The following is a 22,499-nucleotide window of genomic DNA, read 5'->3' as shown; positions in this document are numbered from 1 at the left end:
GGAAAGACTTAAAGGGTAAGCCCGCCCCGATGGCCCGTAAAGCCCGTTCGAACTCAGCCAGCAAGCGCGCGGTCAACCACACATCCCGCCTTGGAGAACGCCGCGATGAAAGCCCGTTATCGCTGGCCGCTGGTCGGCCTGGTCAGCCTGGTCATAGTGCTGGTGGCCCTGCACTTGGCCCTGCCCTACCTGGTGCGCGACTACCTCAACGACAAGCTGGCGGACATGGGTGAGTACCGCGGCCAGGTCACCGACGTCGACCTTGCCTGGTGGCGCGGTGCCTACCAGATCAACGGGCTGAAAATCGTCAAGACCAGCGGCAAGGTCCCGGTGCCGCTGCTCGACGCGCCGCTGATCGACCTGTCGGTGAGCTGGCATTCGCTGTGGTACGACCACGCCGTGGTGGCCGAAGTCACCTTCCTGCGCCCCGTGCTCAACTTTGTCGACGGTGGCAGCAAGCAGGCCTCGCAGACTGGCCAGGGCACCGACTGGCGCCAGCAATTGGAAAAGCTGTTGCCCATCACCCTCAACGACGTGCGCATCAATGACGGCACGCTGAGCTTTCGCAACTTCAACGCCAAACCCCCGGTCGACCTCAAGGCCACCCAGCTGGATGCCAACATCCGCAACCTGACCAACGTGCGGGACGAAAAAGGCCGGCGCGACGCCAGCTTTGACGCCAAGGCCCTGCTGTTGGGCGACGCCAAGGTCGAGAGCCGCGCGACCTTCGACCCGTTCAGCGATTTCGACGATTTCGAGTTCCGCCTGCGCGCCACCGGCATCGAGCTGCGCCAGCTCAACGACTTCGCCAGCGCCTATGGCAAGTTCGATTTCAATGCCGGCCACGGTGACGTAGTGATAGAAGCCCAGGCCGAAAACGGCCGCCTGAACGGCTATATCAAACCCCTGCTGCGTGATATCGATGTGTTCGACTGGCAGCAGGACGTGGAGAACAAGGACAAGGGTTTCTTCCGCTCGGTGTGGGAAGCGGTGGTAGGTGCCAGCGAAACGGCGCTGAAGAACCAGCGCAAGAACCAGTTCGCCACCCGCGTGGAGCTCAGTGGCAGCGTGCACCAACAGGACATCAGCGCCTTCGAGGCGTTTTTGCAGATCTTGCGCAACGGGTTTATCCAGGCATTCAACGCACGTTACGAGCAGTCGCCGCCAAAAGCCGACTGAGCGGGCGTGACGGGCCATTCAGGGACTGAATACCCGGTCTGCGTTTGCACGCGTCTGGGGCCGGGGTATAGTCGCTGACAAACGACAAACATGTATTGCCCGTTACGGCCCTAGCGCCGGCAAGCCGGCGACAGGGCCAATACAGGCACCCCGCAGAGGACAATTCCAATGAAGTTCGAAGGCACCCGCGACTACGTCGCCACAGACGACCTGAAACTGGCGGTCAACGCGGCCATCACCCTCGAACGCCCGCTGCTGGTCAAGGGCGAGCCGGGCACCGGCAAGACCATGCTCGCCGAGCAACTCGCGGCCTCCTTCGGCGCGCGCCTGATCACCTGGCACATCAAGTCCACCACCAAGGCCCACCAGGGTCTTTACGAGTATGACGCGGTCAGCCGTCTGCGGGACTCGCAACTGGGTGTGGACAAGGTCCACGACGTGCGCAACTACCTCAAGAAGGGCAAACTCTGGGAGGCCTTCGAGGCCGACGAGCGGGTCATCCTGCTGATCGACGAAATCGACAAGGCCGACATCGAGTTCCCCAACGATCTGTTGCAAGAGCTCGACAAGATGGAGTTCTACGTCTACGAAATCGACGAGACCATCAAGGCCAGGCAGCGCCCGATCATCATCATTACCTCGAACAACGAAAAAGAGCTGCCTGACGCCTTCCTGCGCCGCTGTTTCTTCCATTACATCGCCTTCCCCGACCGCAATACCCTGCAGCAGATCGTTGACGTGCACTTCCCCCACATCAAGCAATCGCTGGTCAGTGAAGCGCTGGATGTGTTCTTTGACGTGCGCAAGGTGCCGGGCCTCAAGAAAAAGCCTTCGACTTCCGAGCTGGTCGACTGGCTCAAGCTACTGATGGCCGACAACATCGGCGAGGCCGTGCTGCGCGAGCGCGACCCGACCAAGGCGATTCCGCCGCTGGCAGGCGCCCTGGTGAAGAACGAGCAGGACGTGCAACTGCTCGAGCGCCTGGCCTTCATGAGCCGGCGCGGCAACCGCTGACAGGAGCCGGCCATGCTGCTCAACCTGTTCAACGAAATGCGTGCGGCCAAGGTACCGGTGTCGGTGCGCGAACTGCTCGACCTGCTCAACGCCTTGCAACAGCGCGTAGTGTTCGCCGATATGGACGAGTTCTACTACCTGGCGCGGGCCATCCTGGTGAAGGACGAGCGCCACTTCGACAAGTTCGACCGGGCGTTTTCCGCCTACTTCAAGGGCCTGGAGAACCTTGACCGGCACCTTGAGGCGCTGATCCCCGAAGACTGGCTACGCAAGGAGTTCGAGCGTTCGCTCAGCGACGAAGAGCGTGCGCAGATCCAGTCGCTGGGCGGCCTGGACAAGCTGATCGAGGCGTTCAAGCAACGCCTTGAAGAACAGAAGGAACGCCACGCGGGCGGCAACAAGTGGATCGGCACCGGCGGCACCAGCCCGTTTGGCTCAGGCGGGTTCAACCCCGAGGGCATCCGCGTCGGCGAGGCCGGCAAGCGCCAGGGCAAGGAGGTGAAGGTGTGGGACCAGCGCGAGTACAAGAACCTCGACGATCAGGTGGAACTTGGCACCCGCAACATCAAGCTGGCCCTGCGCCGGCTGCGCAAATTCGCCCGCGAAGGTGCGGCTGAAGAACTGGACATCGACGGCACCATCGACCACACCGCGCGTGACGCCGGGCTGCTGAACATCCAGATGCGCCCCGAGCGGCGCAACACGGTCAAGCTGCTGTTGCTGTTCGATATTGGCGGTTCGATGGACGCCCACGTCAAGGTCTGCGAAGAGCTGTTTTCGGCCTGCAAGACCGAGTTCAAGCACTTGGAATATTACTACTTCCACAACTTCGTCTATGAGTCGGTGTGGAAGAACAACTTGCGCCGCACGTCCGAGCGCTTTTCCACGTTCGACCTGCTGCACAAATACGGCGACGACTACAAAGTGGTGTTCGTCGGCGATGCCGCCATGGCGCCGTACGAGATCACCCAGCCCGGCGGAAGCGTGGAGCACTGGAACGAAGAAGCCGGCTACGTGTGGATGCAGCGCTTCATGGAGAAATTCAAGAAAATCATCTGGATCAACCCATACCCCAAGCAGGCCTGGGACTACACCGCGTCGACCCACCTGGTGCGTGACCTGATCGAAGACAAGATGTACCCCCTGACCTTGCAAGGGTTGGAAGAAGGGATGCGTTACCTGTCCAAGTAGGATTGCCTGCACTGGCCTCTTAGCGGGTGGACCCGCGAAGAGGTCGGTGGATTCACCGCCAGCGGTCCAGATAAGACTGCTGTTCGCGCCAGGCCTGCTCCTGCACCACCGCCCTGAACCGCACCGCCGTCCCCGGCATGCACTGCGCCAGTTGCGCCAGCGCCAACGGCGTCAACGCCCCCAGACGCGGATAGCCACCGATGGTCTGCCGGTCATTGAGCAGCACGATCGGCTGCCCGTCCGGTGGCACCTGCACCGCCCCCAGCGGGATCCCTTCGGAAATCATCGGCGCGCCCTGATAAACCAGCTGCGGCCCCAGCAAGCGGATGCCCATGCGATCCGCCCGGCTGTCTAAGGTCCAATCGCGATTGAAGGCCTCGAACAGGCTGATACCGCTGAAATCGCCGATCTGCGCGCCCATCACCAGGTCGAGCACAGGCGCTTGCAAATAACGCGGGCGCAGCGCTTCGGGTACTTCGCGCAGCACCGCGGGCGCGCCGGCAAACGCCAGCACCTGTCCCTTGCCCAGCGCCGCGCCGCGCCCGTCGATACCGCCCAGTGCTTCACGCACCACCGTGGCACAGCTGCCCAGCACAGCGTCACCCTGGAATCCGCCCGGCGCCGCCAAGTAGGCGCGCACGCCCTGCTTCGGCTGCTTCAAGGCCAGCCGCTGGCCCTTGGCCAAGCTAAAACTGCGCCAGGCGGCTAATGGCTGGTCATCGATGCGCGCCTCCAGGTCGGCACCGGCCAGGGCCAGCACGCAATCCTGTTCAGCCACCACGGTGAAACCGCCCAGCGCTACCTCGATCACCGGCGCCCCCAGCGGGTTACCCAGCAGCCAGTTGGCCCAGTACATCGCCACCCAATCCAGCGCGCCGCCCTGGGTGACCCCCAGGTGGCGCACGCCAAAGCGCCCGGCATCCTGCAACTGGCACAAGGCAGTGCTGGCTTCGATCCTCAAGTGCGTCATGCCTGTGCCTCCAGCGGGCTGTCATCACCGCCCAGTGCCATGAATTCGGCATGGGAAACCGCCACGAAACGCACCCGGTCACCCGGTTGCAGCAGGCTGTAGCCCTCACGTTCGTGATCGAACAGGCGCACCGGGGTGCGCCCGATCAGGTTCCAGCCCCCGGGCGAGACGGCCGGATAGGCTGCGGTCTGGCGTTCGGCAATGCCGACACTGCCAGCCGCCACGCGTTTGCGTGGGGTACTCAGGCGCGGCGATGCCAACCGTTCGTCCACCAGCCCCATGAAGCCGAAGCCCGGCGCAAAGCCAAGGGCGAAGACCGGATACTCCCGCCCACTGTGCAGGCGGATCACCTCGCGCTCGCTCAAACCGCAGCGCGCGGCCAGCACCGGCAGCTCAGGGCCGACACTGGCGTCGTACCACACGGCAATTTCATGCCGGCGCCCGTCGTTGCCCGTGTCCGGCTGCAGCCCTTCCAGCGCCTTGACGATCAGCGCCTTCGCCTGCCCTGGCGGCAGGTCGAATTGCACCATCAGCGTGGTATAGGACGGCACCAGGTCGACCTGATGCGGGCCGAAGGCGGCGCTCAGGCGCTGGCTGGCGGCAAGCATCCACGGCATGTTGCGTTCGTCGATGGTGTCGAACAGGCGCACCATCAGGGTATCGATGGCGACCACTTCGATGCGCACCTTCATGGGTGCTCCAGCGCATCAAGCGCCTGGCGGATCTGCCGCACCGCCGCCACCGAGCTGTCGTTGTCACCGTGCACGCAGAGCGTGCTGGCCTGCAGGCGCACTGCACTGCCATCGTCCGCCACCAGTGTTTCACCACGGGCCAGGCGCACAGCCTGTTCGACCACCATGGCCGGCTCATGGTGCACAGCGCCGGGCAGGCGCCGCGACATCAGGTGACCGCTGGCGGTGTAGGCACGGTCGGCAAAGGCCTCGAACCACAATGGCACGCCGATTTCATCACCCAGGGCCTGGGCCGCGCTGTTGTCTGCAGTCGCCATCAGCATCAGCGGCAGCCCACTGCCATAGGCTGCCACGGCTTCGAGCACCGCGCGCAGCTTGAGGGGGTCGGCCATCATGTCGTTGTACAGCGCGCCGTGGGGTTTGACATAGGCCACGCGGCCACCCAGTACTTTGCAGATGCCATCCAGGGCGCCGATCTGATAATGCAGCAGGTCACGGATTTCCTCGGCGCTGCAGGCCATGGACCGGCGGCCGAAGCCGACCAGGTCCGGGTAGGCCGGATGAGCACCGACAATCACCCCGTGCTGCAGCGCCAGGGCCACCGTGCGGCGCATGGTGCCGGGGTCGCCGGCGTGGTAGCCGCAGGCGATGTTGGCGCAGTCGATGTAGGGCATGACTTCGGCGTCCAGGCCCATGCGCCAGCTGCCAAAACTTTCGCCCATGTCGCAGTTGAGTAGCAGGCGTTTCACCTGGCGAGCTCCTGTGTCGATGTTCATGTGCCTACCTTAGCGCGCCTGAAGGTGTTTGCCGCGTGTTTCCGGCAGGCTCAAGGCCGCCACGATCACCACGCCGTACGACACCGCAGCGAAAGCACCGATGCCCAGGCCCAGTGGCACTTTCTCGCCGAGCAGACCGATGAGCAATGGGAACATCGCCGCGATGACTTTGCCGATGTTGTAGCAGAACCCCTGCCCCGAACCCCGGATACGCGTTGGGAACAGTTCTGTGAGAAAGGCGCCCATGCCGCTGAAGATGCCGGAGGCGAAGAAACCCAGCGGGAAGCCCAGCCATAGCATCACGCCATCGCTCACCCGCATCTGCGTGTAGAGCAGCACGATGATGAACGAACCTACGGCGAACAGGATGAAGTTCTTCTTGCGCCCCAGCAGGTCCGACAGGTACGCACTGACCACATAACCCACATAGGAACCGACGATCACCATGGCCAGGTAGCCCCCGGTACCGAGCACGCTCAGGCCGCGCTCGTTCTTGAGAAAGGTCGGCAACCACGAGGTAATGGCGTAATAGCCGCCCAGCGCACCGGTGGTCAGCAAGGAGGCGCGCACGGTGGTCCAGAGCATGCCGGAGGCGAAGATTTCGTAGAACTGCGCAGGCGCCTCGGGCGTTTCTACAGCCTTGGCCTGGCGGTACACCTCGGGGTCCTTGACCAGACGGCGGACGAAGATCACAAACACCGCCGGCACCAGCCCCAGCAGGAACAGCGCACGCCAGGCCTGCTCTGCGGGCAGCCAGGAAAACAACAGCGCGTACAGGATCGCCGTGAGGCCCCAACCCAGCGCCCAACCGGATTGCACCATACCCACGGCCTTGCCGCGGTCCTGGGCACGGATCACCTCGCCGATCAGCACCGCGCCAGCGGTCCATTCGCCGCCAAAGCCAAAGCCCATCAGGGTTCGGGCGATCAGCAGTTGCTCGTAGTTCTGAGCGAAGCCGCAGAGAAAGGTGAAGAAAGCGAACCACAGCACCGTCAGTTGCAGGGTGCGCACACGGCCGATACGGTCAGAGAGGATGCCAGCGATCCAGCCGCCGATGGCCGATGCAATCAGGGTGCTGGTGTGGATCAACCCCGCCTCGGCGGTGCTGATGCCCCACATCAGGATCAGCGTGGGGATGACGAAGCTGAGCATCTGCGTGTCCATGCCATCCAGGCCATAGCCGATCTTGCAGCTCCAGAAGGTACGTCGTTGCTGTTGGTCGATGTCGCGGTACCAGGCCAAAGGCCCGGTCGAGGGTGAAGGCGAAACCTGCTGCTGCACGCCGGTCGGGTTCATGCTTGCCTCGGCTTGTTGGTATTGTTTTATGAGCGACGTAGGGCGTCGCGGCCTGGGCTTCATTGTTCAGAGCGCGCGCCTGGTGAGTCCAACGAAAAAAACGCCCGGTCTGGAACAAGAAAAACTGATCATGAACCTTCGTTTCCTCGAAACATTCGTCTGGGTCGCCCGGCTCAAGAGTTTTCGCCTCACCGCCGAGAAACTCTTCACCACACAGGCCTCGGTCTCCAGCCGCATCGCGGCGCTGGAAGCCGACCTTGGCGTCAAGCTGTTACTGCGCGACTCCCGCGGGGTGAGCCTGACGCCGGAGGGCAGCAAGGTCCTGGAGTATGCCGAGCGCATGCTCGATACCGCCAAGGCGATGAAGCAGTCGCTGGACAACGACCGGGCCAAGGTCGGGCGTATCCGTATCGGTGTGATGGACACGGTGATCCACACCTGGATGAGCGCACTGGTGGCCGAGCTGGGCGAGCGTTACCCGCAGGTCGAGATAGAGCTGGTGGCCGATACCGCGCTGAACCTGCGCGAGCAGTTGCAAAAAGGGTTTCTCGACGTGATCCTGCAGACGGATTTGCTGCGCGAACAGTCGATCCGCAGCCTGGACCTGGCACGCTACCCCATGGGCTGGATCGCAGCAGCCGGCTCGGCCCAGCACCGTGATTACGCCTCGCTGGCCGAATTGGCACGCGAGCGCATCGTCACCTTCTCGAAGAACTCGCGGCCGCATCAGGAAGTGCTCAGCCTGCTGCAGAACGCAGGTGTCCAAGCCCCGCGGCTGAACTGCGTGAACTCGGTAGCAGCAATCACTCGTCTGCTGCGCGATGGCTTCGGCATTGGCGCCCTGCCGCCAGCGCTGGTGGAGGGTGAATTGAGCCGCGGCGAACTGGTGCTGCTCGAGGGTTTGCAACCGCCACCGAGCCTGGAGCTGGTAGTGGCGTGGCAGACCGGGGTGGCGTTGGTGGATGAGGTGGTCGGGGTGTGCCGGCAGGTGCTTGAGCACTATGCGCAGGATGTAGGGGCCCAGAGAATTGTGTTGGTCTGAGCCCCGGTGGACAGGGCCGGCGCCTGCGCGGGTTCACCCAAGCAGGGCCGACACAGCCACAGCGGATCAGCGCCAGCTTTCTTTCACTGCTTTGCGCCGCCCGCCCAAAATCACCCAGCCAATCCCCAGCAACAGGCTCTCGACCACGAATGCCAGCACGAACCCTGCGCCCACACCCCAGCCGATCGCCTCCGGCACCAGCAGAATCTGGTAGCTGTAACCTTTGAGCGTCTCTTCACGCAGTTGTGGGTCTGGCTGCACCAGCACATGCCAGGTCGTGGTGACCCAGGAGCCCTGCAGTGCCTGCCACTCGTTCTCCAGCAACTGGTTGCGGATCAACAGGCTTTCGATGCTGTTGGCATCACTGTTGAAGACCGGGTCGTCACTGCTGCGGTAATGCCGCACCAGCGCCTGCAGGTCGCCGTTGAAGAAGCGCTCGGCCGTCTGCTTGAAGCCGTCGAGCGCCTGGCGCGACTCGAACAGATGCGCCTCGACCCGCTGGCTGTAGTCCTTGACCAACCCTGGGACCTGGATACCGGCCAGCAGGCCGACAGTGAACAGCAGCAACCGCAGGTAACTTCTGAACATGCAGCTTCCTTAGCTCTGGCCTTGCGAAACGCATTCTCCGTGCCGCCACAGGGCCCATTGGCCGGGCTCGTAACGCCGCCAGGTCTCGTTCTCGGTCAAGGCTTCGGTGGCGATCACCGTGACCACGTCGTTTGGGGTTGTTTCGGTATGAAAATCGACGATCAGGTCGACATCCTTCAAGCGTGCCGCACCAAATGGCGCACGGCGTGTGATGTGCACCAGCTTGGTCGAGCAGAAGCAGAATAACCAGTCGCCATCGCTGAGCAGGCAGTTGAACACACCCTTGCTGCGATACTCGGCACAGGCTTCGACCAGCACCGGCAGCAGCTGTTCCACCTCGACAGGCTCCGGGAACGCCGCACGGATACGGTTGAGCAGGTCGCAGAAAGCCGCTTCGCTGTCGGTGTCGCCTACCGGGCGATAAAAGGTCGCTTGGCCGGCGAAGTCGCCGAGTTGCCCGTTATGCGCGAAGCACCAGTTGCGCCCCCACATCTCCCGGACGAACGGGTGCGTGTTGGACAGGCACACCCGGCCGACGTTGGCCTGGCGGATGTGGCCGATGACCACCTCGCTCTTGATCGGGTAGCGCTGCACCAGGTTGGCCACTTCCGACTCGCTGCTCGCCGCCGGGTCCTGGAACAGGCGCAGGCCGCGGCCTTCATAGAAGCCGATGCCCCAGCCGTCACGGTGCGGGCCGGTACGCCCGCCGCGCTGCATCAGGCCGGTGAAACTGAAAACGATGTCCGTAGGGACGTTGGCACTCATGCCCAGCAGTTCGCACATGTTCGAGTCTCCGCTTACAAACGTGGCTCGACCCGGCCCCGGCCGCCAGGAGGCGCGGCAGGAGGCGGTTCATCGCGGTAGCGGTCACGGCGCTCGGCGGCCAGCGGCGCATCGACCGCCAACGGGTCGTCCTCGGCGACCCGGCGCTTGGCAGCGGCGTCGGCTTGCTCACGGCGCGCACGGGCGCGCTTTTCCAGCGGCCAGCGCAGCAGCACGAAGACCAGGTACAGGCCAAAAGCGATCATGCCGTACATGGCGAAATCGGACACGGCGCGCCAGGCGTTGTTGCCCACCTTGAAGGCCAGGTCTAGGGCGGTGATGGCAATGGCCGGGGCCATGGCATCCTTGCCCGGGTCGACCACGGTCGGGGTCAGCAGCAGGACCGCAAGGATCACCCGCAGTGGCTCACGCAGCCAGCGCCACATCCAGCCAGTGAGCTTGAAGCCCACCCAGATGCAGCCCAGGGCAGCAACGGCATAAAGGCCCCAGGCGAGGGTATAGTCGTTCTCGGTCATGGTGATCGTGCAAGCCAGGCAAAGAGTTGCCTATGATAAACACTTTTCCGGGCGCAGGCGCCCCCTAGCCAAGAGATCCACGATGCCCAACGCGCTCCAGCCCCCCATCGCCCGTCAGGACCAGGCCGCCGACCCCTACGCCTGGCTGCAGCAGCGCGACACCGCCGAGGTGCTCGACTACCTGCAGGCGGAAAATGCTTACCAGCAGGCCTGCCTGGCCGCCCAGGCGCCCCTGCGTGAACAGCTGTTCGAAGAGATCAAAGGCCGCATTCTCGAAACCGACCTGTCGCTGCCTTCGCCCTGGGGCCCGTACCTGTACTACACCCGCACCACCGCAGGTGACGAATACCCGCGCCATTACCGCTGCCCCCGCCCGGCGGACGATTCGAACACGGTAGATGTCAGCCAGGAGCAACTGCTGCTCGACCCCAACGCCTTGGCCAATGGCGGCTTCCTGTCGCTGGGCGCGTTCAACATCAGTCCCGACCATCGCCTGCTGGCCTATAGCCTGGACACCAGTGGCGACGAAATCTACACCCTGTACGTCAAGGACCTGGCCAGCGGCACCGTGACCACCCTGCCCTTTGACGATTGCGACGGCAGCCTGACCTGGGCTAACGACAGCCAGACGCTGTTCTTCGCCGAGTTGGATGACACTCACCGCCCTTGGCGCCTGCGCCGCCACCGCTTGGGCGAGGCTGACGCCCATACCGTGTTCGAAGAGCCCGATGGCCGCTTCTTCCTGCACTGCTACCGCTCAAGCTCGGAAAAACAACTGGTCCTGCTGCTCAACAGCAAGACCACCAGCGAGGTCTGGGTGCTGGACGCCGCGACCCCGCAGGCGGCATTCACCTGCCTGGCGCCGCGCGTCGAAGGCCACGAATACTTCGCCGACCACGGCCAGCTCGACGGCCAGTGGCGCTGGTTCATTCGCAGCAACCAGGACGGCATCAACTTCGCCCTTTACCAGGCCACGGCAGACGCGGTGCCAACCCGCGAGCAATGGCAGGTGCTGGTGCCGCACCGCGACGACGTCATGCTCGAAGGCCTGAGCCTGAACGCCAGCGCACTGACCTTGAGCCTACGTGAAGGTGGCCTGCCGATCATCGAAGTGCGCCCGCAAGGCGTGCCGGCTTACCGCGTGGAACTGCCCGATGCCGCCTACAGCCTGTACGTGCAGGACAGCCTGGAGTTCGCCAGCAGCCGTGTGCGTCTGCGCTACGAGGCACTCAACCGCCCGGCCCAGGTGCGCCAGCTGGACTTGGCCACAGGCGCGCAGACAGTCCTCAAGCAGACCCCGGTGCTGGGCGAATTCGATGCCGACGACTATGTGAGCGAGCGCCTGTGGGCCACCGCCGAGGACGGCACCCAGGTGCCGATCAGCCTGGTCCGCCGCAAACAGGACCTGGGCAAGACCGTGCCGCTGTACCTGTACGGCTATGGCGCCTATGGCGAAAGCCTCGACCCGTGGTTCTCCCACGCCCGCCTGAGCCTGCTGCAACGCGGCGTAGGCTTTGCCATCGCCCATGTGCGCGGCGGCGGTGAGTTGGGTGAGGCCTGGTACCGCGCCGGCAAGCAGGAGCACAAGCACAACACCTTCAGCGACTTCATCGCCTGCGCCGAGCACCTGATCGCCACCGGCGTGACGACCTCCGACCGCCTGGCCATCAGCGGTGGCAGCGCCGGTGGCCTGCTGATAGGCGCGGTCCTCAACCTGCGTCCGGAACTGTTCCGCTGTGCGATCGCCGAAGTGCCGTTCGTCGATGTGCTCAACACCATGCTCGACCCTGACCTGCCGCTGACCGTCACCGAGTACGATGAATGGGGCAACCCTGAAGCGCCTGAGGTGTACGAGCGGATCAAGGGCTATGCCCCGTACGAGAACGTCAGCGCCCAGGCCTACCCGGCCATGCTGGTGGTCGCCGGCTACAACGACAGCCGCGTGCAGTACTGGGAAGCCGCCAAATGGGTGGCGCGCCTGCGTACGCGCAAGACCGACGACAACCTGCTGCTGCTAAAGACCGAGATGGGCGCAGGCCACGGCGGCATGAGCGGGCGCTACCAGGGGCTGCGGGATGTGGCGCTGGAATATGCGTTCGTCTTCAATGAGCTGGGTGTGGCGTAAAACGCGTTTTTTGTTGTCATAGGAACGCCTAACATCCCTGTGGGGCCGGGCAGACGTGCTCCCACAGGGTTCAGAGGCGCTCCCCGCTCCCGGACAACACGAAGAACAACACATGCCCGACCAGACCCACCTCAGCGCCGAAATCCGCGACATGCTCATGGACTGCGGCCTGTTCGACACCCTGCAGCCTGGCGACTTCCACTGCGCCGCCGGTTATTTCAGCCTGACCACCATGCTTGAGGGCGAAACCATCTTCAACGAAGGCGATGCCGGGACGTTCATGTGCATCCTGCACCGGGGCGCGGTCTCGGTGCGCAAGACCGACGGCAACGGCAATCAGGTGGAAATCGCCACCCTGCGCAGCGGTCGGGCCTTTGGCGAAATGGCTGTGCTCGACGGCGAGCGCCGTTCGGCCAGTTGCATCGCGGTCAGCGACTGCCAATTGCTGACCCTGGGCAAGGACTCGCTGGAGAAGATGCTCAACGAAGCGCCACGCATTGCTGCTCGTATCATCCGCGCACTGGCAGTGGCCCTGTCCAGGCGCCTACGCATGCAGGACGGGCAGCGCCTGTCGCTCTAGTCGTCATCCGGCGCCGGCCTGGCCGGCTCGGTGCGCAAGCCGGGTAGCGGCTGGTCCTTGGGCGGCCCTGGCACCGGCATGGGCGGCAGCAGCGGCCCGCCGGGCTGGCTGTCATAGGCCTTGGGCGGGGTGCTCGGAGTGATCTGCGGGTAGGGTGTGGGCGTCGCGGTGCCGGGCGCGCCGGGCACTGGCGTATTGATGCGCGGCGGTGTGCCGGCGGCCTGCGCCACGGGCAAGCCCGCTACCAGCAGCGCAACGAGGATCGCATGAAACATCAGCCACCTCCTGTCTGAACATGCCTACAGGCTACGCCTTAATGAACGTTTTCGCCTGTCCGCCTGGCCTGCAAGCGCGCTAGACTCTTTGGCATAACCGTCACATGCCTGATCAGAACAAAGGAAACACACCATGAGTTCGGCCTCCACTTCCGCCGCCACCGCCCGCCTCGACCGCATCCTCGCCGACGCCAAGCGCGACAAGGAGATGGGCTACCGCGACAAGGCCCTGAAAATGTACCCGCACGTGTGCGGCCGCTGCGCCCGCGAGTTTTCCGGCAAGCGCCTGAGCGAGTTGACCGTTCACCATCGTGATCATAACCACGACAACAACCCTCAGGATGGATCGAACTGGGAGCTTCTCTGTTTGTTCTGCCATGACAATGAACACTCACGCTATACGGATCAGCAGTATTTTTCCGAGTCGTCTTTGAGTTCACCAAAAACCTCAACCGCAACACACAACCCATTTGCAGCACTTGCCGACCTTATGAAAAGCAAATCACAATCATAAAAAAAGATCTCAATCAACAAGCAACTCATCGTGTGGCCGCCATATTGGGGGCAAAAAGCATCGGTATGCAGACAACGGTGCATCTTCGCCCACCAATATCGGCCCTTGTATCACGACACTTTGACCCCCATCACTTGAGCTGCATTGAAATAAGCGAGCAAGGGAACGATCCCTAGGGCCTCGCGGCTTTTTTGAAGTAATTAGCCCCCATTCCCCTTCATCTGTGCGAAGCACGATCTGATAGCCATGGGCTGCCACAGCTGCGCCCAGAGCGCTAACACGCCAGCAAACCCTCCCAGTCCGTGATTCGATACACAACGTCACAAATGATGTGACTCTAGGCCTATTTATCAATTCGTTGTGAATTTTTAAAGTTCCTCCATCAGCTGCGCCGCACCCAAACGCACATTTGATGGAGAAACGTCCCATGCCATTCATCAGCGTCCGCATCACTCGCGATGGTGTTACCCGGGAGCAAAAAGCTCAGGTAATAAAAGAAATGACTGAAACAATGGAGCGCGTGCTTCATAAAGACCCGAAGTTAACGCACATCGTAATCGAAGAAGTCGATACGGATAACTGGGGCTACTCCGGAATTACGACAACTGAGTACAGAAAACCGTTTAACAACGCCCCTTTATCGTAGAGGAACGATCATGAGCAGTTCTCAAAAAGTAATCATCGTAACTGGCGCCTCTCAAGGCATTGGTGCCGGAGTGGTAGATGGGTTTCGCGCCCTCGGCCACAAGGTAGTGGCGACCTCGCGCTCCATTCAGCCGTCGACCGATCCGGATATTCTGACGGTTGCTGGTGATATCGCGGACCCGGCCACTGCAGAACGAGTGGTGGGCGAAGCCGTCGCCCGCTTCGGGCGCATCGATACCCTCGTCAACAACGCCGGGATCTTCGTCGCCAAGCCGTTCACGCGCTATACCAAAGAAGATTATGCGCAAATCGTCGCAACCAACATGAGCGGCTTCTTCTACATCTCCCAACTGGCCATCGCGCAAATGGAGAAGAACGGTAGCGGGCATGTGGTCAGCGTCACTACCAGCCTGGTTGATCATGCCATCGACGGCGTTCCGTCGGTAATGGCATCGCTCACCAAAGGTGGGATCAACGCGGCTACCAAATCAATCGCCATTGAGTATGCCAAGCGAGGCATCCGCGCCAACGCCGTGTCGCCTGGCATCATCAAAACCCCGATGCACGCCGCCGAAACTCACGATGCCCTGGGCCAACTGCACCCTGTCGGCCATATGGGTGAGATCAACGACATCGTTCAAGCGATCCTCTACTTGGACAGCGCTGCATTTGTCACCGGCGAGATCTTGCACGTCGACGGCGGGCAGAGCGCAGGCCATTGATCGAAAGAATGCTCATCGCCGGGACGTCCCGGTGATGAGCAGACTCACTGTAAAGGCGGATGCTTGTCTAGAGAACGAATGCGCTGCGATAGGCGTAAACGCCAGGTCCCCCGCCCGTGAACAAGAACAGTAGGTTTGCCCCATCGACAAAATCTCCCGCGGCGATGTCATGTAGCATGCCGGCAAAGGCTTTTGCAGAGTACACCGGATCAAGCAAGATACCTTCGGCCTGCGCTAGGGAAGTAATGGCCTCAAGCGCCTCTTGCGTCGGAATTCCATAGCCCTCCCCCCGATGACGCCCATCGACATCGATCTCACTGGGCGTGATCCCTGAGATATCCAGCAATGCCAGTGCGTCATTAGCAAGCTTCAACGTTTGCTGCACCGCCTGTTCTTTATCTACCAACACCGAATAGGATCGAATGATAGTAGGAGAGCGTCCACGAGAGACGAAACCTGCGGCTAGACCGGCGTGGGTCCCCGAACTGCCATTAGGCAGTAGAACCTTCTCAAAGCGAATGCCGTGATCCCTCTCATACTGCATTATCTCGTCACTGCATTTGGCGTAACCCAGAGCCCCAAGCGCTGATGATCCGCCCATGGGGATCAGGTAGGGTTTCTTGCCCTGTTCACTTAACAGTTGGATTCTTCTCGATGCGAATTCGCCTGCCTTTTCTCCCGGCGGGAGTATATGCAGCTTGGCGCCATAGATCTGATCAAGCAGAACGTTGCCGTTGTGTTCGTACTCAGCATCCTGCCGTGGCACCACCCGGCCGAGAACCAGTTCGCAGTTCAAGCCCAAGCGTGCAGCGGCAGCGGCAGTCAGTCGTGCGTGGTTGGACTGAAGACCACCGGTTGTGACGATTGTGTCGCAGCCTTGCGCGAGCGCTTCACCTAACAGGAGCTCAAGCTTGCGAAGCTTGTTGCCGCCACCGGCGAACGCCATGTGATCGTCACGTTTGATGTACAGATTGACACGCTTGATTCCCAGTCGCAGTTCAAGCTGTTGTAGCCGCTGAATCGGCGTTGCAGCCTCGATGAGCGTCACTTTATCGAGAGTGTCTAGTGCATCACGTTGAGTATCCTTCACTGGCATGTACTCCGATTGGTATTTTAAGTTGATAGCCATCCTGGCCCCAAATCGGGGGCCTGGCCTTATCGAAAGCGTCGAACGCGCTCCGGCTACGGGCTAAACGCTGGTATCAACAACCAGGCGACCGCGAATTTTTCCAGCCAACAGCTCATCTGCAACAGGAATTACCGCTGACAACGGTACTTCTTTTGTTAACTGTGCCAGGATCGACAAATCAATTTCCGCGTGAAGCCGAGCCCATGCCTCAACTCGTTCGGCATAGGGACGTGTGACACTGTTGATCCCCAGGAGACTTACCCCCCGCAGAATGAAGGGCGCTACTGTAGCCGGGAAATCCATGCCTTGTGCCAGGCCACAAGCGGCAACCCAGCCGTCGGCTTTGGTCTGAGCACATACGTTAGCGAGGGTGTGACTGCCTACCGAATCGATCGCCGCTATCCAGCGCTCTTTGCTTAACGGCTTACCAGGTGCGCTTAACGTGTTTCGATCAATCACCTGTGTCGCGCCCAGCTGGTTCAAGTGTTCTGCTTCATCCAACCGACCGGTCGAAGCAATGACCTCGTACCCCCGGGCGGCGAGCAACGCAATGGCAATGCTGCCGACGCCACCGTTCGCACCTGTTACCAAAACAGGCCCTGCATCAGGTCTGAGCCCGGCACGCTCCAGGGCAATCAGACTAAGCATCGATGTGTAGCCTGCGGTGCCTATCGCCATGGCGTTACGGGGTGTCATGCCTTGTGGAAGAGGTATCAGCCAGTCTGCACTCACCCTGGCTTTCTGTGATAGCCCGCCCCAATGACTTTCCCCAACACCCCAACCATTGAGTAAAACAGCATCACCCTCGCGATAGCGGCTGTCTTCGCTGCGCGCTACCACCCCTACAAAATCAATCCCCGGAATCATGGGGAAGTGCCGAGCGATCGGGCTTCGGCTCGTGATGCACAGGGCATCTTTATAGTTCAGCGTACTGTGAGATACCGCTACGGTGACGCTGCCGGCGGGCAGCTGGTCATCGGATAGCTGGCGGTAACGGGCCTGTTTAGCGCCCTCCTGGTTCTCTACAACGACTGCATTGAACATAGCGACTCCTTTTAGACCGGTTGTCTAGTAGTCAGCGACAAAACTCACCGGGCAATGCCGGCGAGAAATCCCCTGACGAAGATCGTGAGTGGGTGAGCACTTTCGCAGAGACGTGCGCGCATGATCGCGCCCTCCCAGCCAATCCAGAAGAAAGCTGCCAGTTGTTCACACTCAACAGACGGGTGTATCGACTGGTTGGCCTGCGCTTCTTGGAGGCATTGGCTGAGCAACGCCTCCCAGACTCGAAAAATCTTCTCTATCTGATCGCGAAAATCGTCGGGCAGCAAAGTCACTTCCTGGCCCAGGTTGCCCACGAGACAACCTCGACGCCAGGTGTACTTTTCCATGCCGGTAAGCGACTCCTGGAGCAGATCCTGGATGCGCTCCAACGGCGGCCGATTGGGGTTGAGCAGGATCCGCCGCAGACGGCGCTCAAAGAACTTGCCGTATTCAGCGAGAACTTCACGGCCGAAAGCATCCTTGCTGTCGAAATAGTGGTAGAAGGACCCTTTCGGTACTGAAACCCGCTTGAGGACCTGTTCAATACCGGTAGTGTTGAATCCTTGCTCGGTCAGCAACTCCACACCACAACGTATCAGTGCACGCCGAGTATCGGGATCGCTACGCGAGTTTTTTGGAGGGCGCCCGCGCCTGGGGGCTTTCGCTGGAATGTCCATCCAAGGATAATTGGACCGAGCGGTCTAAATGTCAAGCTGCCTTGTCAGGTCGGTGTATCTGTCCAGCGCAGTGCCCGATGGCCAGTCTTGTATCAGCCCCTACACGGTACAAACCCTATGAAGCGGCATTTTGACGATTTGCAGTTGGGAAGCATTGAGCTGTTTTGTCTGTCTGCAGAAGCCGGCAGCTTTACTGCCGCCGCTCAACTCGCTGGCGTTACTCCGGCCGCGGTGAGTAGATCGATCCTTCGCTTGGAAAAAAGGCTGGGCGCTCGGCTGTTCGCAAGGACAACCCGAAGTATTCGATTGACCGATGCGGGAAAGGATTTTTTCGAGCAGTGCAGCCAGGCGCTTACGCAATTGGTGGAGGCCCAGCAAGCAGTCATGGGCGCTCAAGCAACGCCTTCAGGGCGTCTTCGCATCAGTCTGCCCACCACGTATGGGCACCACCGAATCCTGCCGTTGCTGCCTAAATTTCGCGACCTGTACCCTGATGTGACCATTGATATCCACTTGGGCAATCGAAATATCGACTTCGTTGCAGAGGGATACGACCTGGCGATTCGAGTACGGGCTCAGCCTGATTCCACGATGACTGCCCGGTTGCTGGAAGATGCAAAGCTGGTTGTCGTAGCCTCTGCGGCCTACCTGGAGAAGTTCGGGGCACCGCAGGCACTGGAAGACCTGGACCAGCATGAATGCATCCAATTTGAACTTCCCAGTAGCGGTAGGCGTATCTCGTGGTTGTTCCAAGAAAACGGACGAGAGCGTGAAGTGTTCACCGCTGGAAGCTATTGCTGTTCCGATGATGTGTTGGGCGGGGTCACCCTTGCGAAGTGTGGTGCCGGCGTATTCCAAACCTACAAGTTCATCGTGGAACAGGAGCTGGCTGATGGGCGACTCGTCGAAGTATTAAAGCCGTTCAGTGGGCGATCGAGGCCGTACACCTTGCTCTACCCCCACGGGCGTCATGTCCCGCAGAGGGTGCGCGCTTTTGTCGATTTCCTGGTTCAATACCGTGAAGCGTGGGCTTCGCGCTAGCGCAGAAAAATACCCCCGGTTCGCTCATTGCCTTGAAGCTAAGCGCCCTGAACCTGAGCGGTGCCGGCAGGCTCTCTGGCCATAACCCGTTCGCCGCCCTGGCCGGCATGCTCAAGACTGACCGTCGATACACGCCCCGCTGCTGTCGGCCAGCCCGTATAATCGCGCTTTTTGCGAAGGGCCCCGGCACGTGGCAAACAAACGGTACAGCTGCATCGGCCTGTTCAACCCCAAGTCTGCAGAGAACGTTGGTTCGGTAATGCGCGCAGCGGGTTGCTACGGCGTCAACTCGGTGTTCTACACCGGCAAGCGCTATGAACGCGCCCGCGATTTCGTCACCGACACCAAGCGTGTGCACTACGACATTCCGCTGATCGGCATCGACGACCTGCAACGCATCATCCCCCTGGGTTGTACGCCGGTTGCCGTGGAACTGGTCGAAGGCGCTCGACCCTTGCCTGAATACACCCACCCCGACCGCGCCATCTACATCTTCGGCCCGGAAGACGGTAGCCTCGATGCCAGCGTACGCGCGTGGTGTGAAGAAACCATCTACATCCCGACCGAGGGCTGCATGAACCTGGCGGCCACGGTGAACGTGGTGCTGTATGACCGGCTGGCCAAGGGGCTCAATACCCGCTCGGGGCCGAAGTTCAAGTGACACGTTGGCGCTGAGGGTGGAACAGCGGCGCCGCTGGGCAAGTCGACTGAACGGCTGCGGCCGGTAAGCGGTCACCTGCTTACACTTCACATGGAGGGCTTGCCATGCTCGATATTCATTCCGCTTCGGCGTCTGCGCAGCACAATGTCCAAGGCCTGGAGCGCGTCGGCTCGCTGGCCGGTGGCGCACTGATGTTCACCAAGGGCTTGCGCCGCGGGGGGCTGGTCGGGCTGGTGCAGATGGCCATTGGCGGCCTGGCGGTCGCCCGCGGGGTCAAGGGGCATTGTGCGGCCAAGACCTGGTGGCAGCGGCACCGGCAGGAATACAACCGCCTGCGCCTGGATATCGAGCGCAGCGCGGCAGACCTTGAAGCACTCAAGCGCAGTGCCAAAGCGGCGACGCAGGGGGTCACGGTGACCGGGAAGGACCCGTTGGCAGACAGTTGAGGGGGTTGCAGCGGCCTCCTCGCGGGTGAAGCCGTAACGAGGCCGCTGCAACTGCCACACGCATTACTTCAACGCTTTGCTCTGCAACACTTCAGAGCGCCGTCCCAGCACATGCTCGCTGATCTGTACGAACTCCTCGGTACTGACCTTGGGCAAACGCATCAGAGCCTGGGTCACATCGTCCAGTGACCGCTTGGCCTGGGTATGGATACGGATCTCCTTGTCCAGCGCCTGCAACAGCAGCACACCCCGGGCCACCTGGGCCGGGCTGGCACGGTCACCCTTGAGCTGGGTCACCTTCGCGCCCTGCTTCTGCAAACGCGCCTGCCACACCTGGTAGCGGTCCTCGCTGACGCCCCCCGCCCGGCGCAGCAGTTCGTTGGCGTAGTAATCGGTAATGCTTTGGCCAAGCCAGTCGCTGTCAGCACCCACGTGGATCTGCGCAAACAACTGCACCAGCTCGCGCAGCAATGGGCTGCTGCCGCTCTCGCCGACCATGGCGCGTGAGCTGTGCAGGTATAGCGAGCCCCGTGCCGCCATCGCCCCGCGCCACATGCCATCGCGGGCGCCGACCAGCAGCAACTTGGGCGGGTTACGCGGGAACACAGCCTGCAGTTGCGGCCAGACGAAGGTCAGCAAGGTCAGGTTGTCCATCCGCCGCATGCCCTGCCCAACGGGTGCGGCCACGGTCACATCCGTCTCACCCAAGCGAGCGCGCCGGCTCCCGAGGTCGCCGGCGAGCATCCAGCCGGTAGGGCGGTCGAACAGGCGCGAGACATTGTCGATACGGAACTTGTCCTTGCCGATCCGCGGCCAGGCGGTTTCGATGCTGTTCCAGCCGTCTGGCAGGTCAACCGACAAGCGTGCCACCAGTTCGGTGCCGTCCTGCTGGTCGAGGCGTGCGGGCGGGACCAACTGGTCGCCCAGGAACAATGCCCAGTGGGGTGTGATGCGCGAGGAATAGGCGCCGCTGCGCAGCTTCTGGTCGAGCTTGACCCGATAGCTGAGGCTGGTCTTGCCGGCAGCCGGGTGCCACACACCACGCTCACCCTGCTCTTGCCACTGGCCATCCGCCTGAAAACCGCTGTATGCCCCCGCCGTGCCCAGGTCAAAATCCAGGCTACGTACGGCGCTGCCTTCGGCCAGGGTCAGGCGCACTTCGGCCTGCCCGCTGGCAGGCAGCAGGCGCACCTGGTAATCAAGGTCGACTTTCTTCGCCCAGGCCGGGGAACAGGCCAACAGGCCCATAAACAGCAACAGCTGGCAACGCATTCAGAAACTCCTTGTTCCCAGAGACGACGGGCCGCGCCGCTCAGCTGGCGCGAAAAATCAGATGGTCTTCCCAGTCGTCTTCATCAACATCATGCTCACTGAACATACGCCCCGACTGGGAAATACGCTGTTCATGGACCTGCTTGCGGTCGCCACACACCAGATGATGCCAGGCAGGCAGGTCCTTGCCTTCGCTGACCAGACGGTAACCACAGGTGCTCGGCAGCCACTTGAACTGATCGGCCTTGCCGGGGGTGAGCTGGATGCAGTCGGGCACCTGGGCGAAGCGATTGGGGTAATCACTGCACTGGCAGGTGTTCAGGTCCAGCAGTTTGCAGGCGATACGCGTGTAGTAGACGCTGTTGTCGTCCTCGTCCTCGAGCTTTTGCAGACAGCACAGGCCACAGCCGTCACACAGCGACTCCCATTCTTGCGGGTCGAGTTGTTCGAGGGTCTTGCGCCGCCAGAACGGCGCGCTTTCAGCGATCATCACACGGGTTTCCTGCATTGAACCCGCTGCAGACTTCGAACTGCAAGCAACAGCGGCGGGTACGGCTTTTCTTGTGGCTTGCAGCGTGCATCTTGTCGCTGGGCGCCATGGCGGCGCCAGTCTAGAGCCTGGCCTTCGGCAATGCCAGACCGCTTGTCAGTGCCGACTGGACGCAGTAGCGTGCGATCTTTCCCCTCCAGTTGCAGGAGCAGTCATGAGCGCCACCCCTCGCATCGCCGATTACGCCATCAACGAACAGTTCATCAATCGCTGGTCGCCCCGGGCGTTCACCGCCGAGCCAATCAGCGAAGAAACCCTGCTGAGCTTCCTTGAAGCTGCGCGCTGGGCGCCGTCGGCTTACAACTCGCAGCCGTGGCGGTTTCTCTACGCTCGCCGCGATACGCCAAACTGGGAGCGTTACCTGAACCTGCTGGTGCCGTTCAACCGCAGCTGGGCACAGCAGGCGTCGGCCCTGGTGCTGATCATTTCCAAGACCACGTTCACCGCCCCTGGTGCCAGTGAAGAGACCCCGGCGTTGTGGCACACCTTCGACACCGGTTCCGCCTGGGGCCATCTGGCCTTGCAGGCCAGCATCAGCGGCTGGCACACCCATGGCATGGCTGGGTTCGACAAAGCGCTGGCGCGCACCGAGCTCAAGGTCCCCGAGGGTTACGAGCTGCATGCCATGATCGCGATCGGCAAACTGGGTGACAAGGCCAGCCTGGCCGAAGCCCTGCAGGCCCGCGAAGTGCCAAGCCCGCGCCGGCCACTGAGTGAACTGGCGGCTGAGGGTGATTTCAGCCTCTGAAACAGATGCAAGCTGCAAGCTGGG

26 protein-coding genes are annotated in these 22,499 nt (G+C 61.8%); 13 read left to right on the top strand and 13 right to left on the bottom strand.

Annotation, left to right across the window (positions count from 1 at the left end):
* The first annotated feature begins 105 nt into the window (after positions 1–105).
* From L6D80_RS00430 to L6D80_RS00420, 3 genes are all read left to right on the top strand, one after another.
* The gene (locus tag L6D80_RS00430) at positions 106–1,179 is read left to right on the top strand and encodes a DUF748 domain-containing protein (protein WP_176513331.1); all 1,074 of its coding nucleotides are present in this window, start codon (positions 106–108) and stop codon (positions 1,177–1,179) included.
* Between the two features lie 168 nt (positions 1,180–1,347).
* Positions 1,348–2,193 (top strand): AAA family ATPase, encoded by an 846-nt coding sequence (locus L6D80_RS00425; RefSeq protein ID WP_054901995.1) that lies wholly within the window; start codon positions 1,348–1,350, stop codon positions 2,191–2,193.
* Between the two features lie 12 nt (positions 2,194–2,205).
* A complete protein-coding gene (locus tag L6D80_RS00420) occupies positions 2,206–3,384 on the top strand; it encodes a vWA domain-containing protein (protein ID WP_176513329.1) in 1,179 nt (392 codons plus the stop codon).
* A gap of 52 nt (positions 3,385–3,436) precedes the next feature.
* On the opposite strand, the gene L6D80_RS00415 is transcribed toward L6D80_RS00420, so the two are convergent.
* Genes L6D80_RS00415 through L6D80_RS00400 form a run of 4 tightly spaced genes read right to left on the bottom strand, consistent with a single transcriptional unit; the run spans position 3,437 to position 7,118 of the window.
* Positions 3,437–4,354 carry a 5-oxoprolinase subunit C family protein gene (locus tag L6D80_RS00415; RefSeq protein WP_054901997.1) on the bottom strand — a complete coding sequence of 306 codons (918 nt, stop codon included), beginning with the start codon at positions 4,352–4,354 and terminating at the stop codon, positions 3,437–3,439.
* The gene (gene pxpB, locus L6D80_RS00410) at positions 4,351–5,046 is read right to left on the bottom strand and encodes a 5-oxoprolinase subunit PxpB (protein ID WP_176513327.1); all 696 of its coding nucleotides are present in this window, start codon (positions 5,044–5,046) and stop codon (positions 4,351–4,353) included. The genes L6D80_RS00415 and pxpB overlap by 4 nt, the downstream gene beginning before the upstream one ends.
* Positions 5,043–5,822, bottom strand: a complete 780-nt coding sequence (locus L6D80_RS00405) for a 5-oxoprolinase subunit PxpA (RefSeq protein WP_176513325.1) — start codon at positions 5,820–5,822, stop codon at positions 5,043–5,045. The genes pxpB and L6D80_RS00405 overlap by 4 nt, the downstream gene beginning before the upstream one ends.
* A 9-nt stretch (positions 5,823–5,831) precedes the next feature.
* Complete coding sequence (locus L6D80_RS00400; RefSeq protein ID WP_054902000.1) at positions 5,832–7,118, bottom strand: MFS transporter; 1,287 nt, start codon at positions 7,116–7,118, stop codon at positions 5,832–5,834.
* 130 nt (positions 7,119–7,248) lie between these two features.
* Between L6D80_RS00400 and L6D80_RS00395 the strand changes: the two genes are divergently transcribed.
* Positions 7,249–8,160 (top strand): LysR family transcriptional regulator, encoded by a 912-nt coding sequence (locus L6D80_RS00395; RefSeq protein WP_176513324.1) that lies wholly within the window; start codon positions 7,249–7,251, stop codon positions 8,158–8,160.
* 66 nt (positions 8,161–8,226) lie between these two features.
* Here the strand turns inward: L6D80_RS00395 and L6D80_RS00390 are convergent, their stop codons facing one another.
* Genes L6D80_RS00390 through L6D80_RS00380 form a run of 3 tightly spaced genes read right to left on the bottom strand, consistent with a single transcriptional unit; the run spans position 8,227 to position 10,046 of the window.
* Entirely contained in the window at positions 8,227–8,748 is a 522-nt protein-coding gene (locus tag L6D80_RS00390; RefSeq protein WP_054902001.1) for a DUF2937 family protein, read from the bottom strand.
* A 9-nt stretch (positions 8,749–8,757) separates the two neighbouring features.
* On the bottom strand, positions 8,758–9,531 hold the full coding sequence (locus L6D80_RS00385; RefSeq protein ID WP_054902002.1) for a class II glutamine amidotransferase: 774 nt from the start codon (positions 9,529–9,531) through the stop codon (positions 8,758–8,760).
* Positions 9,532–9,545: 14 nt separating this feature from the next.
* Complete coding sequence (locus tag L6D80_RS00380; RefSeq protein WP_176513322.1) at positions 9,546–10,046, bottom strand: MFS transporter; 501 nt, start codon at positions 10,044–10,046, stop codon at positions 9,546–9,548.
* Positions 10,047–10,128: 82 nt separating this feature from the next.
* Here L6D80_RS00380 and L6D80_RS00375 point away from each other — a divergent pair, with 82 nt between their 5' ends.
* Positions 10,129–12,171 (top strand): S9 family peptidase, encoded by a 2,043-nt coding sequence (locus L6D80_RS00375; protein WP_176513320.1) that lies wholly within the window; start codon positions 10,129–10,131, stop codon positions 12,169–12,171.
* 112 nt (positions 12,172–12,283) lie between these two features.
* On the top strand, positions 12,284–12,751 hold the full coding sequence (locus tag L6D80_RS00370) for a Crp/Fnr family transcriptional regulator (protein WP_176513318.1): 468 nt from the start codon (positions 12,284–12,286) through the stop codon (positions 12,749–12,751).
* Here the strand turns inward: L6D80_RS00370 and L6D80_RS00365 are convergent.
* Entirely contained in the window at positions 12,748–13,026 is a 279-nt protein-coding gene (locus L6D80_RS00365) for a hypothetical protein (RefSeq protein ID WP_054902006.1), read from the bottom strand. The two genes, L6D80_RS00370 and L6D80_RS00365, sit on opposite strands and share 4 nt — an antisense overlap.
* Positions 13,027–13,159: 133 nt before the next feature.
* On the opposite strand from L6D80_RS00365, the gene L6D80_RS00360 reads away from it, so the two are divergent.
* The 3 genes from L6D80_RS00360 to L6D80_RS00350 all read left to right on the top strand — a co-directional run bounded on the left by L6D80_RS00360 (position 13,160) and on the right by L6D80_RS00350 (position 14,907).
* A complete protein-coding gene (locus L6D80_RS00360) occupies positions 13,160–13,540 on the top strand; it encodes a YajD family HNH nuclease (RefSeq protein WP_054902007.1) in 381 nt (126 codons plus the stop codon).
* Between the two features lie 427 nt (positions 13,541–13,967).
* On the top strand, positions 13,968–14,186 hold the full coding sequence (locus L6D80_RS00355) for a tautomerase family protein (RefSeq protein ID WP_054902008.1): 219 nt from the start codon (positions 13,968–13,970) through the stop codon (positions 14,184–14,186).
* Positions 14,187–14,196: 10 nt separating this feature from the next.
* Complete coding sequence (locus tag L6D80_RS00350) at positions 14,197–14,907, top strand: SDR family NAD(P)-dependent oxidoreductase (RefSeq protein ID WP_054902009.1); 711 nt, start codon at positions 14,197–14,199, stop codon at positions 14,905–14,907.
* A gap of 67 nt (positions 14,908–14,974) precedes the next feature.
* Here L6D80_RS00350 and L6D80_RS00345 read toward each other — a convergent pair whose 3' ends face one another.
* The 3 genes from L6D80_RS00345 to acuR are packed head-to-tail and all read right to left on the bottom strand — an operon-like array spanning position 14,975 to position 17,757.
* Positions 14,975–16,036: a D-cysteine desulfhydrase family protein gene (locus L6D80_RS00345; RefSeq protein WP_371419520.1), complete on the bottom strand. Its 1,062-nt coding sequence runs from the start codon at positions 16,034–16,036 to the stop codon at positions 14,975–14,977.
* 60 nt (positions 16,037–16,096) lie between these two features.
* A complete protein-coding gene (gene acuI / locus L6D80_RS00340) occupies positions 16,097–17,080 on the bottom strand; it encodes an acrylyl-CoA reductase (NADPH) (RefSeq protein WP_176513317.1) in 984 nt (327 codons plus the stop codon).
* A gap of 44 nt (positions 17,081–17,124) precedes the next feature.
* A complete protein-coding gene (acuR, locus tag L6D80_RS00335; protein WP_054902011.1) occupies positions 17,125–17,757 on the bottom strand; it encodes an acrylate utilization transcriptional regulator AcuR in 633 nt (210 codons plus the stop codon).
* A 117-nt stretch (positions 17,758–17,874) separates the two neighbouring features.
* On the opposite strand from acuR, the gene L6D80_RS00330 reads away from it, so the two are divergent.
* The 3 genes from L6D80_RS00330 to L6D80_RS00320 all read left to right on the top strand — a co-directional run bounded on the left by L6D80_RS00330 (position 17,875) and on the right by L6D80_RS00320 (position 19,905).
* On the top strand, positions 17,875–18,798 hold the full coding sequence (locus L6D80_RS00330; protein WP_176513315.1) for a LysR family transcriptional regulator: 924 nt from the start codon (positions 17,875–17,877) through the stop codon (positions 18,796–18,798).
* Positions 18,799–18,988: 190 nt separating this feature from the next.
* Positions 18,989–19,459 (top strand): RNA methyltransferase, encoded by a 471-nt coding sequence (locus tag L6D80_RS00325; protein WP_033699757.1) that lies wholly within the window; start codon positions 18,989–18,991, stop codon positions 19,457–19,459.
* Between the two features lie 104 nt (positions 19,460–19,563).
* Positions 19,564–19,905: a YgaP-like transmembrane domain gene (locus L6D80_RS00320; RefSeq protein ID WP_176513313.1), complete on the top strand. Its 342-nt coding sequence runs from the start codon at positions 19,564–19,566 to the stop codon at positions 19,903–19,905.
* 63 nt (positions 19,906–19,968) lie between these two features.
* Here the strand turns inward: L6D80_RS00320 and L6D80_RS00315 are convergent, their stop codons facing one another.
* Positions 19,969–21,177, bottom strand: a complete 1,209-nt coding sequence (locus tag L6D80_RS00315) for a hypothetical protein (RefSeq protein ID WP_176513311.1) — start codon at positions 21,175–21,177, stop codon at positions 19,969–19,971.
* 40 nt (positions 21,178–21,217) lie between these two features.
* On the bottom strand, positions 21,218–21,667 hold the full coding sequence (locus L6D80_RS00310; protein ID WP_054902015.1) for a YcgN family cysteine cluster protein: 450 nt from the start codon (positions 21,665–21,667) through the stop codon (positions 21,218–21,220).
* Positions 21,668–21,881: 214 nt separating this feature from the next.
* Here L6D80_RS00310 and L6D80_RS00305 point away from each other — a divergent pair, with 214 nt between their 5' ends.
* Positions 21,882–22,475 (top strand): nitroreductase family protein, encoded by a 594-nt coding sequence (locus L6D80_RS00305; protein WP_176513309.1) that lies wholly within the window; start codon positions 21,882–21,884, stop codon positions 22,473–22,475.
* Positions 22,476–22,499: the final 24 nt, after the last annotated feature.

It is taken from the genome of Pseudomonas ceruminis (genome assembly GCF_021602025.1).
Taxonomy (GTDB): domain Bacteria; phylum Pseudomonadota; class Gammaproteobacteria; order Pseudomonadales; family Pseudomonadaceae; genus Aquipseudomonas; species Aquipseudomonas ceruminis.
Note: the sequence above shows the minus strand (reverse complement) of the source record. Positions and strands in the feature narration are given on the sequence as shown.

Excerpts from the sequence above, each read along its gene's own strand:
- L6D80_RS00345 (WP_371419520.1), bottom strand. The coding sequence starts at position 16,036 with ATGGCTATCAACTTAAAATACCAATCGGAGTACATGCCAGTGAAGGAT.
- acuR (WP_054902011.1), bottom strand. The coding sequence starts at position 17,757 with ATGGACATTCCAGCGAAAGCCCCCAGGCGCGGGCGCCCTCCAAAAAAC.
- L6D80_RS00370 (WP_176513318.1), top strand. The coding sequence starts at position 12,284 with ATGCCCGACCAGACCCACCTCAGCGCCGAAATCCGCGACATGCTCATG.
- L6D80_RS00390 (WP_054902001.1), bottom strand. The coding sequence starts at position 8,748 with ATGTTCAGAAGTTACCTGCGGTTGCTGCTGTTCACTGTCGGCCTGCTG.
- L6D80_RS00330 (WP_176513315.1), top strand. The coding sequence starts at position 17,875 with ATGAAGCGGCATTTTGACGATTTGCAGTTGGGAAGCATTGAGCTGTTT.
- L6D80_RS00350 (WP_054902009.1), top strand. The coding sequence starts at position 14,197 with ATGAGCAGTTCTCAAAAAGTAATCATCGTAACTGGCGCCTCTCAAGGC.
- acuI (WP_176513317.1), bottom strand. The coding sequence starts at position 17,080 with ATGTTCAATGCAGTCGTTGTAGAGAACCAGGAGGGCGCTAAACAGGCC.
- L6D80_RS00360 (WP_054902007.1), top strand. The coding sequence starts at position 13,160 with ATGAGTTCGGCCTCCACTTCCGCCGCCACCGCCCGCCTCGACCGCATC.
- L6D80_RS00420 (WP_176513329.1), top strand. The coding sequence starts at position 2,206 with ATGCTGCTCAACCTGTTCAACGAAATGCGTGCGGCCAAGGTACCGGTG.
- L6D80_RS00380 (WP_176513322.1), bottom strand. The coding sequence starts at position 10,046 with ATGACCGAGAACGACTATACCCTCGCCTGGGGCCTTTATGCCGTTGCT.
- L6D80_RS00415 (WP_054901997.1), bottom strand. The coding sequence starts at position 4,354 with ATGACGCACTTGAGGATCGAAGCCAGCACTGCCTTGTGCCAGTTGCAG.
- L6D80_RS00310 (WP_054902015.1), bottom strand. The coding sequence starts at position 21,667 with ATGATCGCTGAAAGCGCGCCGTTCTGGCGGCGCAAGACCCTCGAACAA.
- L6D80_RS00395 (WP_176513324.1), top strand. The coding sequence starts at position 7,249 with ATGAACCTTCGTTTCCTCGAAACATTCGTCTGGGTCGCCCGGCTCAAG.
- L6D80_RS00315 (WP_176513311.1), bottom strand. The coding sequence starts at position 21,177 with ATGCGTTGCCAGCTGTTGCTGTTTATGGGCCTGTTGGCCTGTTCCCCG.
- L6D80_RS00385 (WP_054902002.1), bottom strand. The coding sequence starts at position 9,531 with ATGTGCGAACTGCTGGGCATGAGTGCCAACGTCCCTACGGACATCGTT.
- L6D80_RS00365 (WP_054902006.1), bottom strand. The coding sequence starts at position 13,026 with ATGTTTCATGCGATCCTCGTTGCGCTGCTGGTAGCGGGCTTGCCCGTG.
- L6D80_RS00320 (WP_176513313.1), top strand. The coding sequence starts at position 19,564 with ATGCTCGATATTCATTCCGCTTCGGCGTCTGCGCAGCACAATGTCCAA.
- L6D80_RS00405 (WP_176513325.1), bottom strand. The coding sequence starts at position 5,822 with ATGAACATCGACACAGGAGCTCGCCAGGTGAAACGCCTGCTACTCAAC.
- L6D80_RS00305 (WP_176513309.1), top strand. The coding sequence starts at position 21,882 with ATGAGCGCCACCCCTCGCATCGCCGATTACGCCATCAACGAACAGTTC.
- pxpB (WP_176513327.1), bottom strand. The coding sequence starts at position 5,046 with ATGAAGGTGCGCATCGAAGTGGTCGCCATCGATACCCTGATGGTGCGC.
- L6D80_RS00430 (WP_176513331.1), top strand. The coding sequence starts at position 106 with ATGAAAGCCCGTTATCGCTGGCCGCTGGTCGGCCTGGTCAGCCTGGTC.
- L6D80_RS00400 (WP_054902000.1), bottom strand. The coding sequence starts at position 7,118 with ATGAACCCGACCGGCGTGCAGCAGCAGGTTTCGCCTTCACCCTCGACC.
- L6D80_RS00425 (WP_054901995.1), top strand. The coding sequence starts at position 1,348 with ATGAAGTTCGAAGGCACCCGCGACTACGTCGCCACAGACGACCTGAAA.
- L6D80_RS00355 (WP_054902008.1), top strand. The coding sequence starts at position 13,968 with ATGCCATTCATCAGCGTCCGCATCACTCGCGATGGTGTTACCCGGGAG.
- L6D80_RS00375 (WP_176513320.1), top strand. The coding sequence starts at position 10,129 with ATGCCCAACGCGCTCCAGCCCCCCATCGCCCGTCAGGACCAGGCCGCC.